Origin of the sequence: Pseudomonas sp. P9_2 (assembly GCF_034008255.1) — a bacterium.
In the GTDB taxonomy this organism is placed as follows: domain Bacteria; phylum Pseudomonadota; class Gammaproteobacteria; order Pseudomonadales; family Pseudomonadaceae; genus Aquipseudomonas; species Aquipseudomonas synxantha_A.
On sequence record NZ_CP125376.1, the window covers coordinates 2,944,026 to 2,955,845 of the forward strand.

An 11,820-nucleotide genomic window follows, 5' to 3' on the forward strand; every position below is an offset into this window, starting at 1 on the left:
AGCTTGCTAGTTGTTTTGCTGATTGAAATAAAACTGCAATAAAAAAGCCGCTCCCTGTTTAAACAGAGGAGCGGCTTTTTGTTTAAGGCCGAAGCCTCAAGCCATCGTTGTAATTAAACCGGCAATTACAAGATGTTCAGCGGGTAGTTCGCGATCAGACGCAGCTCGTCGATCGACGGCGAACCGTAGTACACGCCATCCCCGGAACGATAAGTCGCTTGACGCAGGCGCAGGCTCAGGTTTTTTGCCGGGCCGCTCTGGATCACGTACTTGGCTTCGATGTCGCGTTCCCATTCTTTGCCGTTGCTGGTAGTGCCGGTGTTGGCGCCGCTACCGGTAACGTAACGCGTCATGAAGCTCAGGCCAGGAATGCCGAAGGTTGCCATGTTGATGTCATAGCGCGCCTGGTAGGACTTCTCGCCTTCGGCGTTGAAGTCGGAACGGGCGATGGAGTTGGCCAGGAACACCGTGCCGCCGCCGTCTACGCCGTAGCCGTAGTCGCCGTCACCGGTAACCTTCTGGGCTGCCAGGGTGAAGGTGTGTGCGCCGATGGTGTAGGCACCCTGCAAGCTGAACGCGCGGTTGTCGAGCTTGGTCACGCCATCCTTCTCTGCACGTTGCAGGCCGGCGCCATCGCTCTTGGTGTCGTAGATGTTGAAGTCCAGCGCGAACGACTGGTCATCGCTCAGGGCGTGGGTCCAGTTCAGGTTGCTGTAGTACTTGCGGAAGTAATCTTCGGTTTTCGCGTAGTACAGGCTACCGGTGACTTCTGGAGTGAAGGCATAGACGCCGCCGACAAAGTCGGTTTTGGTCAGGCCCAGGCTGTCGTGGTAGGTCTGCGCCTGCGCGACGCTTGAGGTGAAGTGGCCGCCCTCAAGCTTCAGGCCCTTGATCTCGTTGCTGGTGATCGAGATACCTTGTGGCAGCTCCGGCAACAGACGGCTGTCATCAGAGGCGAACACCGGTGCGGTGGTGTATTGGTCACCCACTTTCAACACGGTATTGGAGATGCGGAACTTAACCGCGCCGCCGCCTTTGGAGTAGTCGTCCTGGGAGCGACCGTCGGAACCGGTAGGGAACAGACCCGTGCCGGCGCGACCCTTGCCGCTGTCGAGCTTGAGGCCCATCAGGCCGATCACGTCCACACCGACACCGATGGTGCCCTGGGTGAAGCCCGATTCGTACAGGGCATTGAAGCCCAGGCCGGTTTCTTCGGCGCGGCTTTTACGCTTGCCGTTGACGGTGCTGTAACCGCCCCCTGGCTCATTACGGAAGTCGCGGCTGAAGTACAGAGCGCGAGTATTGATGCTGAAAGTACTGTCTTCAACAAAGCCCTTGGAATCGTCCTGGGCGGACGCCATTGCGAACTGCGAGGTGCCTGCTGAAACAGCCAGGGCGATCATGCTCCACTTCATCACGCGCATCGTGATTTGCTCCTTTGGTTTTAGGAAGAGTACTGCCGTCCCACCTGTATTTTTATCTGGGCGGCTCTTTCTTTTTGTGCCGGCGCAAAGTTATCTCACGCAGGCTCTATTGACGATACTTACTCAATTATCCTTTCAGCTTCTTTACGAGGCTGTCGTAAATCGCTAGATCCATGTCGCAAATTCACAGCCCAAAATGTATCCAGGCTGACAACTTCAATGCTGTTTTCAGACTTCTTTCAAAGTTTGAACACTTCCTTGATACACACTGAAACGCCACTACTTTTATCGCGAAACACCTGCTTCCAGACGGGTGCCGTTGCCGACGATACGGGGGTGAATGCAACAAGCGTGCTCAAACCTGCGACCGAATGTCATTTTTTCGTGAAAAACGTGATGGGAATGTAAAAACCGCATAAGCACGGGCCTTTTACGCCGTTTGGTTTGGGCTTGACGTCCAGGGTGTTACCACTGTCGGGTGCCGCGCAAAACCTTCACTTGGGTAAAACGTTACCGGTTCACCCCCATCAGTGGGTAATTGGCGGATCCCTTTGACGCACGAATGGGTCATTTTGGTGCGTGCCGTAAAGGCCCGGTCTAGCGTAGATCAACTGTTTTTCTGCCTCCAAAAGGTGCATTTTTTACCCGCCTGCCTCAACAGTGCCAGGATTGGCCGTGAAGCCTTGGGCGTTCAAAGGTATGCTGGGCGCCTGTCCCGACCTGCCGAACGGAGTGTCCACGTGTTCGCCTTAGATCAACGCCTGCAACAAGACACCTTGGCCATTGGGGACTTCCCGCTCTGTCGCCTGCTAATGTCCAATGACGCCAATTACCCCTGGTTCATTCTGGTGCCACGCATCGACGGTATCAGCGAAGTGTTTCAACTGGATGTCGCAGATCAACAAACCTTGTGGCAAGAAACAACGGCCCTGGCGCAACTGCTTAACGAGGGGCTGGCCGCTGACAAGATGAACATCGGTGCGCTGGGTAACGTCGTCAGCCAATTACACGTGCATGTGATTGTGCGCAAACGCGATGACGCCGCCTGGCCGGCAGCGGTGTGGGGCAAGCACCCGGCCCGGCCCTATACCCAAGAGCAAGTGGCGGCGATTCGCGCTCGATTGCGTGCGCTGTTGCCTGCCGACTTCATCTTTACCCAGGACTGAATCATGGACCTGCAAGAGCGCGTTACCGACCTGGAAAGCCGCCTGGCCTTCCAGGACGACACCATCGAGACCCTCAACGACATCCTGGTCACACAGCAGCGGGCGGTTGAACGCCTGCAATTGCAAATGACGGCCTTGCTCAAGCGCCAGGAAGAAATGGGCGGCCAGTTCGAGTCATCTGAAGAAGAAGCGCCGCCGCCGCACTATTGAAATGCACAGGCCATAAAAAACCGCGATCCAGCCAACGCCGGATCGCGGTTTTTTTTGCTGCGAAGGCTTGGGATCAGCGACGCGGCAGGGCAGCGATGACGTCTTCGGCTTGCAGGCCCTTGTCACGGTTCATCACCGAGAACTCCACGCGCTGGCCTTCGACCAGCACGCGATGGCCTTCGCCACGGATAGCCCGGAAGTGGACGAAGATATCGTCGCCCGAATCGCGGGAAATGAAGCCGAAGCCTTTGGAGGTGTTGAACCACTTGACGGTACCGGTATCCCGGTTGGTCATGTCGTAGTTTTGCGACGCGGCCGCCGGAGACGAACGGTAGAAGCTGATGGCCAGGTGAAGAACAATGGCAACCACCGCAATCACCAGGCTGAGCAGGATAGCCGGATGGCCACCCACTTCAGGCATGGGCGCCAAAAGGGTGAGGGTTTGTACCACAACAGTCAGCACCAGCAGCGCACTGACCAGGTTTTGCAGTTGATGACGCGTGCCTTTGTTCCAGTAAGGGATTACCGGTGCGAGCGTCAGGTTAAGAAGGCCGAACAAGGCCAGGTACAGAGCGTCATGTTGTTGCAGGTAGGGCAGGCTTTCAGGCTGCAGGCTCGGGATAAAGGACAGCAGCAAAGCTGCAACGCCCGTTAGCAGGTGGACGATTTTCAACATTTTGATTAACTCACGTTAAGACGGATCACAAGGAAGAGCTGACTGGCACGGTTCGCTTCTGAACAATGGGAGGCGTTGAGCACGTGCGCGGGTATCAGCCTATGTGAAGTGCCGCAGAAATAAACGGCAGCCACACGGCGTCTATTTAACAGCAAAGGCTGTGCCTACTCAAATCAAGCATTTCGGGGTGTTGCGACGGCAACGGCATTTATGCGGCAAACGCTTGTCCTAGACAGGTGCAGGATTTTTGGGCGGGCATTGCGAGACCGTTCCTACGGCTAAAAAGGCTTGCCAATTCGCGAGTTGCAAGCGATGCGGGGCGATTTGCCGCAGGTCGCCTGGGTGTGACGGGCTGCATGCGGCTCGCTCTCTTGCTAGAGTGGTCCTGCACCTGATCAATGAATACTCGTCAATTGAAGGGGAAAAACATGGCAATCGATATTGGTATCAGTGAAGAAGACCGTAAGTCCATCGTCGACGGACTTTCACGACTGCTGTCCGATACCTATGTTCTGTATCTGAAGACCCACAACTTCCATTGGAACGTCACAGGCCCCATGTTTCGTACGCTGCACTTGATGTTCGAGGAGCAGTACAACGAATTGGCGCTGGCGGTGGACTCCATTGCCGAGCGCATCCGTGCCCTGGGTTTCCCGGCACCGGGCGCCTATTCGATCTACGCCCGTCTGTCTTCGATCAAGGAAGAAGAGGGCGTGCCGAGCGCCGAAGAGATGATCAAGCAACTGGTGGCCGGTCAGGAAGCGGTTACGCGTACCGCCCGAGGCATCTTCCCGCTGCTCGACAAGGTCAGCGATGAGCCGACGGCCGACCTGTTGACCCAGCGTATGCAGGTACACGAGAAAACCGCGTGGATGCTGCGTTCGCTGCTCGAAAACCAGTAACTGTCGAACCCGGGCGGCGCTGTTTCAGCGCTGCCTGCTTGTTTCCCTGCGCTTCCTGGCGTTGTCCTACGACTAACGACTCCCCGTCTTCTGGCTGCTGCACGCTGGGTGCTGTTTTATAGGCCCATCGTTCAATGGGAGAAGCCCATTGGCTGCTGTTTGGCAATGGAGTGTCGGGTGTATGTCACGTGGAATGGGTAAAGGAGTGATGGAAACCTGTGGTTTTCACAAGATAAAGGTCGACCCTTTTGCAAAAGGGTTCGATATGGGACTGGCCAAGCCGTTGTCGCGGTCGGTCAGGCTCAATGGGTTTTCGACCTGCCTGCGGCTTGAGCAGATCTACTGGAACATCCTGACGGAGATCGCCAGGATCAATGCCTGTTCGGTCAGTGCCTTGTTGTCCTATGTCGATCGGGAAGTGCATTTGCGTTACGGAGGCGTGAAGAACTTCAGTGGGCTGGTGAGGGTGGTGTGCGTGGTTCACGTGCTCAAGGGCCGGGTTGCTCCCGCCGCTGAGGGCACCTTTGCGTCGTAGCCCGGCGGCCCTGGGCCCGGCCTTCATCCTTGTGGGCCGGCCCCGGGGCAGAAAGCCGGCTGCGCTGTGTCGATTTACCAGATATAATCCCGCGCTTTGCTGCGCATGCCGGGCTTTATGCACAGGGCAGGGCGTGGCGCTGTAACGATCTGATCGCCGAGACATCTCCATGCCCATGTACGACTATCAATGCGCTTCCTGTGGTCACCAGTTGGAAGCCATTCAGAAGATCAGCGCAGCGCCGCTGGTCGATTGCCCTGCCTGCCAGGCACCTGAGTTGAAGAAGATGTTGTCCATGCCGGGCTTCCGCCTGAGCGGCAGCGGCTGGTACGAGACTGATTTCAAGACCGGTGCCAAGAAGAACCTGGCCGGCGGCGACAAAGCAGACTGAGTTGAACTCTACGCGCAGGCTCCTGCATTATCCGTCCCCTGCTTTAATGTACGGTGACGAGGCGGGCCTGCCACCGAATTTCGAATTACGAGAAGTGAAACCACGACCATGATGCGCAGCCACTATTGCGGCCAACTGAACGAGACCCTGGAAGGTCAGGAAATCACCCTTTGCGGATGGGTTCACCGTCGCCGCGACCACGGCGGGGTGATCTTCCTCGATATCCGTGATCGCGATGGTCTGGCCCAGGTAGTGTTCGACCCGGACCGCGCCGAGAGCTTCGCCGCCGCCGACCGCGTGCGCAGCGAATACGTCGTCAAGATCACCGGCAAGGTACGCCTGCGTCCGGCGGGTGCCGTGAACAAGAACATGGCGTCCGGCGGCATTGAAGTGCTGGGCTATGAGCTGGAAGTGCTGAACGAGTCGGAAACCCCGCCGTTCCCACTCAACGAATACTCCGACGTTGGCGAAGAAACCCGCCTGCGCTACCGCTTCCTGGACCTGCGTCGTCCGGAAATGGCCGAGAAGCTGCGCCTGCGTTCGCGCATGACCACCAGCATTCGTCGCTTCCTGGACGAGAACGGCTTCCTCGACGTCGAAACGCCGATCCTCACCCGGGCCACCCCGGAAGGCGCGCGCGACTACCTGGTGCCTAGCCGTACCCACGCCGGCAGCTTCTTCGCCTTGCCGCAATCGCCGCAGCTGTTCAAGCAACTGCTGATGGTGGCCGGCTTCGACCGTTACTACCAGATCGCCAAGTGCTTCCGTGACGAAGACCTGCGCGCTGACCGCCAGCCGGAATTCACCCAGATCGACATCGAGACCAGCTTCCTCGATGAAAAAGAGATCATGGGCCTGACCGAGCAGATGATCCGCAACCTGTTCAAGGAAGTGCTGGACCTGGAGTTCGGCGAATTCCCGCACATGACCTTCGAAGAAGCCATGCGCCGCTACGGTTCCGACAAGCCAGACCTGCGTAACCCGCTGGAACTGGTGGACGTGGCCGACCAGCTCAAGGATGTCGACTTCAAGGTGTTCAGCGGCCCGGCCAACGACCCTAAATGCCGCATCGCCGCCCTGCGCGTGCCTGGCGGCGCGAGCATGCCGCGCAAGCAGATCGACGACTACACCAAGTTCGTCGGCATCTACGGTGCCAAGGGCCTGGCGTACATCAAGGTCAACGAGCGCGCCAACGGCGTTGACGGCCTGCAATCGCCGATCGTGAAAAACATCCCTGAAGCCAACCTGAACACGATCCTTGATCGCGTCGGTGCGGTTGACGGCGATATCGTGTTCTTCGGCGCCGACAAGGCCAAGATCGTCAGCGAAGCCCTGGGCGCGCTGCGTATCAAGCTCGGTCACGACCTGAACCTGCTGACCTGTGAATGGGCACCGATGTGGGTCGTCGACTTCCCGATGTTCGAAGAGAACGACGACGGCAGCTTCAGCGCATTGCACCACCCGTTCACCGCGCCGAAGTGCTCCCCGCAGGAGTTGGAAGCCAACCCGGCAGGCGCACTGTCCCGTGCCTACGACATGGTGCTCAACGGTACTGAGCTGGGTGGCGGTTCGATCCGTATCCACCGCAAAGAGATGCAACAAGCGGTGTTCCGTCTGTTGGGCATCAACGAAGCGGAACAGGAAGAGAAGTTCGGCTTCCTGCTCGACGCCCTGAAATACGGCGCGCCGCCGCACGGTGGTTTGGCGTTCGGCCTGGACCGTCTGGTGATGCTGATGACCGGCGCCCAGTCGATCCGTGAAGTGATTGCCTTCCCGAAAACCCAGAGCGCTGCGGACGTCATGACCCAGGCCCCGGGTGTGGTGGATGCCAAGGCCTTGCGCGAACTGCACATCCGCCTGCGCGAGACGCCGAAGGCTGAGTAAGGCTGCAGCGTGAAAGCGCGATAAGGTTGTACGCAGTCAAAAAGGCGCATCTTCGGATGCGCCTTTGCGTTTAAAAGAGGGAAATCCCGCCGGGGGCGGGATTGATAAGGTTTCTAGAGAATTTCGGAGTTGTGTTATGGCTGGCCATTCCAAGTGGGCGAACATCAAGCACCGCAAAGAGCGTCAGGATGCCAAGAAGGGCAAGATCTTCACCAAGTGGATTCGCGAACTGACCGTCGCAGCCCGTCAGGGCGGCGGTGACCCGGGCTCCAACCCGCGTCTGCGCCTGGCGCTGGACAAGGCGCTGGGTGCCAACATGAGCCGCGACATCATTGACCGCGCCGTGGCCCGTGGTGCCGGTGCGGCCGACACCGACGATATGGTCGAACTGACCTACGAAGGTTATGGCCCGGGCGGCGTGGCGGTGATGGTCGAATGCATGACCGATAACCGCAACCGCACCGCCGCAGCCGTGCGCCACGCGTTCAGCAAATGCGGTGGCAACCTCGGCACGGATGGTTCGGTGGCCTACCTGTTCGAACGCAAAGGGCAGATCACCTTCGCGCCTGGCACCGATGAAGACGCGCTGATGGAAGCCGCGATGGATGCGGACGCCGACGACGTGGTCACCAACGAAGACGGCTCTATCGATGTGTTTACCTCGTTCGCCAGCTTCTACGCCGTGCGTAATGCCCTGCAAGCCGCCGGTTTCAGCGGCACCGACGCGGAAATCGTGATGCTGCCGACCACCAGTGCCGAGCTGGACCTGGAGGGGGCGCAGAAGGTGTTGAAGATGCTGGATATGCTTGAAGATCTGGATGATGTGCAGAACGTCTATTCCAATGCCGACATCCCTGAGTCTGTGGCCGAACAGCTTGCCTAAGCACGATGAGACCCGATGTGGGAGCTGGCTTGCCTGCGATAGCATCACCTCGATTTGACAGAAGTACCGAGGTGCCCGCATCGCAGGCAAGCCAGCTCCCACAGGGGTTCTATGCTGTTACACAAATGTGTGCCTGGCACATACCGTTGTAAATCCAACCCGCAGGCGTTATGACTTTAATCCTAGGTATCGACCCCGGTTCGCGCATCACCGGTTTTGGCGTGGTGCAGCAGACCCCGCGCGGCTGCATCTATGTTGCCTCGGGCTGCATCCGCACCGGCGCGGGGGAATTGGCCGAGCGGCTGCAGATCGTCTATCGCGGCGTACGTGAAGTCATCCAGACCTACGGCCCGGTCACCATGGGCATCGAAAAAGTCTTCATGGCCAAGAACGCCGATTCGGCGCTCAAGCTCGGCCAGGCCCGTGGCGCTGCCATCGTGGCGGGTGCCGAGGAGGGCATGGAGATCGCTGAATACACCGCGACCCAGGTCAAACAGGCCGTGGTCGGCACCGGTGCAGCCAACAAGGAACAGGTGCAGATGATGGTCATGCACATGCTCAAGCTCACTTCAAAACCGCAGATCGACGCCTCCGACGCCCTGGCCATCGCCATTTGCCATGCACATACCCGTTCCAGCCTGCTGCCTCACGGCTTGGGAACGGCACGTAGTCGTGGCGGGCGGCTGCGTCTCTGATAGCATCAGCGCATTGGTTATTTGCGGTCAGGCCCTGATCTGACCCCCAAGCTTTAAGGATCTGAACCGTGATTGGACGCTTGCGCGGCACCCTGGCCGAAAAACAGCCGCCGCACCTGATTCTGGATGTGAATGGGTTGGGTTATGAGCTGGAAGTGCCCATGACCACGTTGTACCGCTTGCCGTCGGTCGGCGAGCCGATAACCTTGCACACGCATTTGGTAGTGCGTGAAGACGCGCAACTGCTCTATGGTTTCATCGGCAAGCGCGACCGCGATTTCTTCCGCGAGCTGATTCGTCTCAATGGCGTGGGGCCCAAATTGGCCCTGGCCTTGATGTCGAGCCTGGAAGTGGATGAATTGGTGCGTGCGGTATCCGCCCAGGATACCTCGGCCCTGACCAAGGTGCCGGGAGTGGGCAAGAAAACCGCCGAGCGCCTGTTGGTGGAGCTCAAGGACCGCTTCAAGGCCTGGGAAGTGGTGCCGAGCATGTTCGCCCTGGTACCGAACCAGCCGGATATGCCGGCAGGCCAGATCGCCAGCGCCGAAAGCGATGCCGTCAGTGCGTTGATCTCCCTGGGCTACAAGCCTCAGGAAGCCAGCAAGGCGGTATCGGCCATCAAGGACAAGAACCTGAGCAGCGAAGACATGATCCGCCGAGCCCTGAAGGGAATGATTTAAGTGATTGAAGCTGATCGTCTGATCGCGGCCACCGGCCCGCGTGACCGTGAAGAAGTCCAGGACCGGGCCATCCGCCCCCTGAGCCTGGCCGAATACATCGGCCAGCCTACCGTGCGCGAGCAGATGGAGCTGTTTATCCAGGCCGCGCGCGGGCGCAGTGAGTCCCTGGACCACACCCTGATCTTCGGCCCGCCGGGTTTGGGCAAGACCACCCTGGCCAATATCATCGCCCAGGAAATGGGCGTGTCGATCAAGTCCACCTCCGGCCCGGTGCTGGAGCGTCCCGGTGACCTGGCGGCGCTGCTGACCAATCTTGAACCCCATGACGTACTGTTTATCGACGAGATCCATCGGTTATCACCGATTGTCGAAGAAGTGCTGTACCCGGCGATGGAGGACTTCCAGCTCGACATCATGATCGGCGAAGGCCCGGCAGCCCGTTCGATCAAGCTCGACCTGCCACCTTTCACCCTGGTGGGTGCGACCACGCGTGCGGGTATGCTGACAAACCCGCTGCGAGACCGTTTCGGCATTGTTCAACGTCTGGAGTTCTATAGCACCGCTGATCTGGCGACCATCGTCAGCCGTTCGGCGAGCATCCTTGGCTTGCCCCTGGACCCGGAAGGCGCCTTTGAAATCGCCCGGCGCGCCCGCGGCACGCCACGTATCGCCAACCGTTTGCTGCGCCGCGTGCGCGATTTTGCCGAAGTGCGTGCCAAAGGGCACATCACCAAGGCGGTCGCGGACCTGGCCTTGAACCTGCTGGACGTGGACGAGCACGGCTTCGATCACCAGGATCGACGTCTACTCTTGACCATGATCGAGAAGTTCGACGGTGGCCCGGTCGGCGTGGACAGCCTGGCGGCGGCTATCAGTGAAGAGCGCCATACCATTGAGGATGTGCTGGAGCCGTACCTGATCCAGCAAGGCTATATCATGCGTACACCGAGGGGCCGGGTGGTGACGCGCCATGCCTATTTGCACTTTGGGCTAAACATTCCGTCACGATTGGGCGAGATGCCTGCGGTAGACGAATTCCTTGATGCAGTGGACGATTAAAAAGCTGACGCCGGACGATTTATCCGAGCTTTGTGCTGTCCCAGTGTCTGGCGTCGTCATTTGAGTCACTGCAAAAGCGTTCAGGAATGAAAAAACAGTTGTCCAGCCGGATTGGCAACCTGAGGAGTAAGCACTAGAGTATGCGCGCGCAAAACGGGGATCAGTCGTTCGCACATCGCTGTCGCGTTTATTACGAGGACACCGATGCCGGCGGCATCGTGTATTACGTCAACTACCTGAAATTCATGGAGCGGGCTCGAACCGAGCGGCTACGGGAGCTGGGCTTTGCCCAATCCACGCTGGCAGGGGAGGACCTGTTATTCGTCGTGCATTCCAGCGAGGCGCGTTATCACGCACCGGCGCGACTGGACGATGAATTGCTGGTCAGCGCTGAGGTCATCGAATTGAACCGTGCCAGCCTGCGATTCAAACAGCAGGTCAGGCGGGCAACGGATGCAACGCTGCTCTGTGAGGGGCAGTTCCTGGTGGCATGTGTACGCACCAACAGTTTGAAACCTCGGGCCATTCCCGAAACTCTACGCGCGGCCTTTGCCGCCGTGAGCGGCGCGGGTAAACAATCAAAGCAGGAGATTTAGCGTGGAACCTACCGTCGTCGACCATTCCTCCATGTGGAGCCTGGTCAGCAATGCCAGTGTCGTGGTTCAACTGGTCATGCTGACCCTGGTAGCCGCATCGGTTACCTCTTGGGTCATGATTTTTCAGCGCAGCAACATGCTGCGCGCCGGTCGACGTGCCCTGGAGAGCTTCGAAGAGCGCTTCTGGTCGGGTATCGACCTGTCCAAACTGTACCGCCAGGCCGGCAGCAACCCGGACCCGGATTCGGGCGTCGAGCAGATCTTCCGTGCCGGTTTCAAGGAGTTTTCGCGCCTGCGCCAGCAGCCGGGTGTCGATCCTGAAGCGGTGATGGAAGGCGTGGCCCGCGCCATGCGCGTGGCCATCTCCCGCGAAGAAGAGAAACTTGAGCAGGGCCTGCCGTTCCTTGCCACCGTCGGTTCCGTCAGCCCGTACATCGGCCTGTTCGGTACCGTATGGGGGATCATGAACTCCTTCCGCGGCCTGGCCCAGGCCCAGCAAGCCACACTGGCCACCGTGGCCCCGGGTATTGCCGAAGCCCTGATCGCCACCGCGATCGGCCTGTTCGCCGCTATCCCCGCAGTAATCGCCTACAACCGTTTTGCCGCAACCAGCGAAACCTTGATCGGCCGTTACTACACCTTCGCCGATGAATTCCAGGCGATCCTGCACCGTAAAGTGCACACCAGCGAAGAATAAGCAGGTAATTCCCAATGGCTTT

The 11,820-nt window shown here is 58.9% G+C and carries 14 protein-coding genes; 12 read left to right on the top strand and 2 right to left on the bottom strand.

Annotated elements, in window-relative coordinates; all coding sequences use genetic code 11:
- Positions 1-125: 125 nt before the first annotated feature.
- Positions 126-1,424, bottom strand: a complete 1,299-nt coding sequence (locus QMK52_RS13125) for an OprD family porin (protein ID WP_005790933.1) — start codon at positions 1,422-1,424, stop codon at positions 126-128.
- Between the two features lie 740 nt (positions 1,425-2,164).
- Here QMK52_RS13125 and QMK52_RS13130 point away from each other — a divergent pair.
- A complete protein-coding gene (locus QMK52_RS13130; protein ID WP_320404162.1) occupies positions 2,165-2,590 on the top strand; it encodes an HIT domain-containing protein in 426 nt (141 codons plus the stop codon).
- A gap of 3 nt (positions 2,591-2,593) precedes the next feature.
- A complete protein-coding gene (locus tag QMK52_RS13135) occupies positions 2,594-2,800 on the top strand; it encodes a SlyX family protein (RefSeq protein ID WP_005790924.1) in 207 nt (68 codons plus the stop codon).
- A gap of 73 nt (positions 2,801-2,873) precedes the next feature.
- On the opposite strand, the gene QMK52_RS13140 is transcribed toward QMK52_RS13135, so the two are convergent.
- A complete protein-coding gene (locus QMK52_RS13140; RefSeq protein ID WP_005790922.1) occupies positions 2,874-3,476 on the bottom strand; it encodes a cold-shock protein in 603 nt (200 codons plus the stop codon).
- A gap of 428 nt (positions 3,477-3,904) precedes the next feature.
- On the opposite strand from QMK52_RS13140, the gene QMK52_RS13145 reads away from it, so the two are divergent.
- From QMK52_RS13145 to tolQ, 10 genes are all read left to right on the top strand, one after another.
- Positions 3,905-4,378 carry a Dps family protein gene (locus tag QMK52_RS13145; protein WP_003193874.1) on the top strand — a complete coding sequence of 158 codons (474 nt, stop codon included), beginning with the start codon at positions 3,905-3,907 and terminating at the stop codon, positions 4,376-4,378.
- Positions 4,379-4,559: 181 nt separating this feature from the next.
- A complete protein-coding gene (locus QMK52_RS13150; RefSeq protein ID WP_032803701.1) occupies positions 4,560-4,913 on the top strand; it encodes a ribbon-helix-helix domain-containing protein in 354 nt (117 codons plus the stop codon).
- Positions 4,914-5,082: 169 nt separating this feature from the next.
- On the top strand, positions 5,083-5,304 hold the full coding sequence (locus QMK52_RS13155) for an FmdB family zinc ribbon protein (RefSeq protein ID WP_003193872.1): 222 nt from the start codon (positions 5,083-5,085) through the stop codon (positions 5,302-5,304).
- Between the two features lie 108 nt (positions 5,305-5,412).
- Positions 5,413-7,188, top strand: a complete 1,776-nt coding sequence (gene aspS / locus QMK52_RS13160) for an aspartate--tRNA ligase (RefSeq protein ID WP_005790914.1) — start codon at positions 5,413-5,415, stop codon at positions 7,186-7,188.
- 136 nt (positions 7,189-7,324) lie between these two features.
- A complete protein-coding gene (locus QMK52_RS13165; protein ID WP_320404163.1) occupies positions 7,325-8,071 on the top strand; it encodes a YebC/PmpR family DNA-binding transcriptional regulator in 747 nt (248 codons plus the stop codon).
- A gap of 170 nt (positions 8,072-8,241) precedes the next feature.
- Entirely contained in the window at positions 8,242-8,766 is a 525-nt protein-coding gene (gene ruvC / locus QMK52_RS13170; protein WP_005790910.1) for a crossover junction endodeoxyribonuclease RuvC, read from the top strand.
- A 68-nt stretch (positions 8,767-8,834) separates the two neighbouring features.
- Positions 8,835-9,446: a Holliday junction branch migration protein RuvA gene (gene ruvA, locus QMK52_RS13175; RefSeq protein WP_005790908.1), complete on the top strand. Its 612-nt coding sequence runs from the start codon at positions 8,835-8,837 to the stop codon at positions 9,444-9,446.
- Positions 9,447-10,505 (top strand): Holliday junction branch migration DNA helicase RuvB, encoded by a 1,059-nt coding sequence (gene ruvB, locus QMK52_RS13180; protein ID WP_005790907.1) that lies wholly within the window; start codon positions 9,447-9,449, stop codon positions 10,503-10,505.
- Positions 10,506-10,645: 140 nt separating this feature from the next.
- A complete protein-coding gene (gene ybgC / locus QMK52_RS13185) occupies positions 10,646-11,101 on the top strand; it encodes a tol-pal system-associated acyl-CoA thioesterase (protein ID WP_003175800.1) in 456 nt (151 codons plus the stop codon).
- A gap of 1 nt (position 11,102) precedes the next feature.
- On the top strand, positions 11,103-11,798 hold the full coding sequence (gene tolQ, locus QMK52_RS13190) for a protein TolQ (RefSeq protein ID WP_003193865.1): 696 nt from the start codon (positions 11,103-11,105) through the stop codon (positions 11,796-11,798).
- Positions 11,799-11,820: the final 22 nt, after the last annotated feature.